4 protein-coding genes are annotated in these 3,635 nt (G+C 45.7%); 3 read left to right on the forward strand and 1 reads right to left on the reverse strand.

The window, feature by feature from the left end:
* Positions 1–86: 86 nt before the first annotated feature.
* The 3 genes from F6K52_RS33940 (at position 87) to F6K52_RS33950 (ending at position 2,171) form a co-directional block, all read left to right on the forward strand.
* Positions 87–1,466, forward strand: coding sequence for a transposase (locus tag F6K52_RS33940; RefSeq protein ID WP_293089220.1), 1,380 nt, complete (start codon positions 87–89; stop codon positions 1,464–1,466).
* A 62-nt stretch (positions 1,467–1,528) separates the two neighbouring features.
* A complete protein-coding gene (locus F6K52_RS33945; protein WP_293089222.1) occupies positions 1,529–2,041 on the forward strand; it encodes a hypothetical protein in 513 nt (170 codons plus the stop codon).
* Positions 2,001–2,171: a hypothetical protein gene (locus tag F6K52_RS33950; protein WP_293089224.1), complete on the forward strand. Its 171-nt coding sequence runs from the start codon at positions 2,001–2,003 to the stop codon at positions 2,169–2,171. Before F6K52_RS33945 ends, F6K52_RS33950 begins: the two co-directional genes overlap by 41 nt.
* On the opposite strand, the gene thrC is transcribed toward F6K52_RS33950, so the two are convergent.
* Complete coding sequence (thrC, locus tag F6K52_RS33955; RefSeq protein WP_293089226.1) at positions 2,168–3,268, reverse strand: threonine synthase; 1,101 nt, start codon at positions 3,266–3,268, stop codon at positions 2,168–2,170. The genes F6K52_RS33950 and thrC overlap by 4 nt on opposite strands.
* Between the last annotated feature and the right edge of the window lie 367 nt (positions 3,269–3,635).

Here is a 3,635-nt window from a genome sequence, read left to right on the forward strand (position 1 = left end):
ACGGGGTTTACCCCGCCGTATCCCGTGCACAATGGAACTATTCGGGTTTAAATATGTCATAATATCTGTAAGGAGGTGATGGAAATATGTACAGAACAATTCCTGTAAAAGAAACATTTGCCGACGAAGAAAAAGCTTTCTGGTTGTTTCAATGTGAAAACGCTAACAGCCTATGGAATTGTGCAACTTATTACTCCAAGCAGAAGCATTACACTTGGTTAGAACAGCAACCAGAGGCTTATACCACTTATTGGAAAGAGGATATACTGCGGTATGGATGGAAAACATATAAGTGTAGTATCAAATACGCAGAGCTTTGCAAAGAGTTGAAAAACAACCCCCATTACAAAGCTATGGCCGCCCAGTCAGCACAGCAAACTCTTAAGTCTGTGGCCGAATCAATTACAAGTTACAATCAATTAGTAGGGCTTTACTATAAAGGCCAGGTAGACAGACCAAGACTTCTTAGATACCGAAGAAAAGGGGGGCTAGCTGCTGTCACTTTTCCTAGACAGGCTCTTACTTATAAAAAAGGCTTGTTTTATCCCTCTATAAGTAAAGATAGTAAGTCAGAATTACTTACTGAAATTGCCTTAGAAGCTCCGGAATTTATAGACCCGGATTGGGTCAGAGAGGTAACGATTCGCCCTTGTTATGGTCAACTGTGGATTGACTGGGTAATCGACGACGGAAAACAGCCAGTTAAGGACAACCCAAATCTTGATTACTCTCAGGCATGGAGTTTCGACCATGGTGGCAATAATTGGTTAACCGGAGTTTCAACCCATGGAAAAAGCCTGATTATTGATGGTCGGAAACTCAAATCAATGAATCAGGGATATGCTCGCTTGGTTACTAAGTATAAAACTGGAAAGCCTGAGTTCTATTGGGACAGTAACCTTGATCGAGTGCAGCGAAAGCGCAATAACCAAATGCGTGATGCGATTAATAAAGCCGCTCGATTCATCATCAACCGCTGTCTTAGCGATTACATTGGGAATTTGATCATAGGTTGGAACGAACGACAAAAAGATTCGGCAAATATGGGGAGACGAGGTAATCAAAACTTCGTGGTCATTCCCACTAAGAGGCTGATCGAAAGATTAAAACAGCTCTGTTCAGAATATGGAATAAAGCTAACAATTACCGAAGAAGCATACACCAGCAAAGCGTCTTTCTTGGATGAGGATTCATTGCCTAGACACGGTGAAAAACCCAGTGGATGGAAACCCTCAGGGAGAAGAGTAAGGCGTGGATTATACAAATCCGCAAAAGGATATCTGGTTAACGCGGACTGTAATGGTGCCGCAAATATTGCCAGAAAAGTAGCCACACAGTTAGGCATTGATCTGACCAAGGTGGGTAGCGGGAGCTTGACACTCCCACATCGGTACGACCTGTTTAAATCTCTTTCTAGATCCTACCGAACAAGAAGTTACGCCGCACGGGTTCACCCTGCGGCGTAACTTCCTTGTAGAATCCCCTGTGCTTTAGCCGGGGGAGATGTCAAGTGTTAGCAGGGCTATCCATGGGTGGTATTTATAGTCGAGTGTTCGCAGAGCTTTACCCTAACGAAGTAGTAGGCATGGTATTGGTGGATTCAGCTCATCCAGAACAGGAAGAGCGTTTTCCACCTGCCCCAGTTAATCTCAAACCCTCTCCGGTCAAGTCATGGCTGAACAGGCAATTGGCCGCTATGGGAGTCTTGCGCTTATTGCATAATTTGCCAAATCCCAACGTTAGACGGATTCCCCCAGAAATGCTGCCCCAGGTCAAAGCCTTTGGCCCTCAATCGACTGTTACTGTGGAAGCTGAAGCACAACTCTGTCTTGATGCAGTCGCTCATGGGGGAAACCCCCAAGACCGCGCTGCATCGCTTCCATCGAAACCTAAAGCGGGTTCAAACAACGCCTTCTTTGGACGATCGCCCGTTAGTGGTGCTAACAGCTGCAAAGCCCGTCACTGTGGATCAGTTACCCCGTGGCTTTACAGCAGATTATATGCAACAAGAAAGAGCCGTCTGGCAAGAACTCCAGGCTGAACTTGCTACTTTATCTTCGAGTAGTCGGCAGATTATTTCCGAGCAAAGCGGTCATCTGATGTATTTCGACCAGCCAAGGTTGATCATAGATGGGATTCATCATGTGGTGGATCAGGTACGACGGCGCTAAACCTCTTTTGGCTTTAACCCCATTACCTCTGCCACAGCAGCAGTTGTGGGCTCAATCCCTTCTGTCAATGGGTTGTTGCTGTGTTCAATTGCAGTATCTGGATCTTTGAGACCATTACCTGTCAGTACACAAACCACCGTTGCTCCTGTGGGTACCTGGTCTTTTACTTTCAACAAACCAGCGACTGATGTAGCGCTCGCTGGTTCACAAAAAATTCCTTCTTGGGATGCCAATAACCGATAGGCATCTAAAATTTCTTGATCGGTAACGCTATTAAATGCCCCTTTACTAGCTTCTTGGGCTGCGATCGCTTTTTTCCAGCTAGCTGGGTTGCCCACCCGAATTGCGGTTGCAATGGTTTCGGGATGCTCTAGGACTTTGCCAGCGACAATCGGGGATGCTCCATATGCTTGAAATCCCATCATTTGGGGTAAGCGATCGCATTTCCCCTGCTGATGGTACTCGCAAAATCCCATCCAGTAGGCACAAATATTGCCAGCATTGCCCACTGGTATGCACAGCCAATCAGGAGCATCACCTAAGTTGTCCACTATCTCAAACGCAGCTGTCTTTTGACCTTCTAAGCGATAAGGATTGAGGGAATTGACCAAGGTCACGGGATACTTTAATGCCATTTCCCGGACAATTGTCAAGCAGTCATCAAAATTTCCCTTAATGGCGATTACTGTTGCTCCATATACCAACGCTTGGGCTAATTTCCCCAGAGCTACATAACCATCAGGAACAATTACAAATGCCCGCATTCCCCCCCGACGAGCGTAGGCTGCTGCTGATGCCGAGGTATTTCCCGTACTAGCACAGATTACCGCTTGGTCTCCTGCTTCCTTAGCTTTTGTAATCGCCATGGTCATGCCCCGGTCTTTAAAACTACCGGTAGGATTGAGACCATCATATTTCACCAGTACCTTTACTCCTCTGCCAATAATTTTGGCAATAGTGGGGACAGGAATTAGAGGAGTATTACCTTCGAGTAAGGTTACCACTGGTGTGGAGTCAGTGACTGGCAAATAAGGACGGTAAGCCTCAACTAAGCCAGGCCAGTTGAGTGAAGTAGAAACAGACAGACTTGAAGCCACGTTTGGTTAGGGAAGTATTAAGGGTGAAGTATCAAGTGTGAAGTGTGAAGTATGAAGCATGAAGTATGAAGCATGAAGGTTATGATCTGTCAATCCTTCCATTAATTGTTGTTCCTTGACGAAACAACTGGTATATTTTGCTACTTCATCCAATACGCCTTCATCCTTTACACTTCATCTTTGTCTATCTTATCTTGACTGATTTTGAATCACAGGCTTTCTGGGTTTTTCTGACCGATGGCGTTTGTCTGTGTTAAGCCGCAGTTTGGGACGTTCCACCGTTCGTTCTTCGATATCGTCACTAATGGGGGGTTGAGTTTTGTCATAGAACAATTGCAATGCTGCCGCTGCGATCGCATGAGCATCA

Source organism: Moorena sp. SIO3H5 (genome assembly GCF_010692395.1).
Classification (GTDB): Bacteria; Cyanobacteriota; Cyanobacteriia; order Cyanobacteriales; family Coleofasciculaceae; genus Moorena.

Bases quoted from the DNA above. Each gene is read 5' to 3' on its own strand.
- F6K52_RS33940 (WP_293089220.1), top strand. From the start codon at position 87: ATGTACAGAACAATTCCTGTAAAAGAAACATTTGCCGACGAAGAAAAA.
- F6K52_RS33945 (WP_293089222.1), top strand. From the start codon at position 1,529: ATGGGTGGTATTTATAGTCGAGTGTTCGCAGAGCTTTACCCTAACGAA.
- F6K52_RS33950 (WP_293089224.1), top strand. From the start codon at position 2,001: ATGCAACAAGAAAGAGCCGTCTGGCAAGAACTCCAGGCTGAACTTGCT.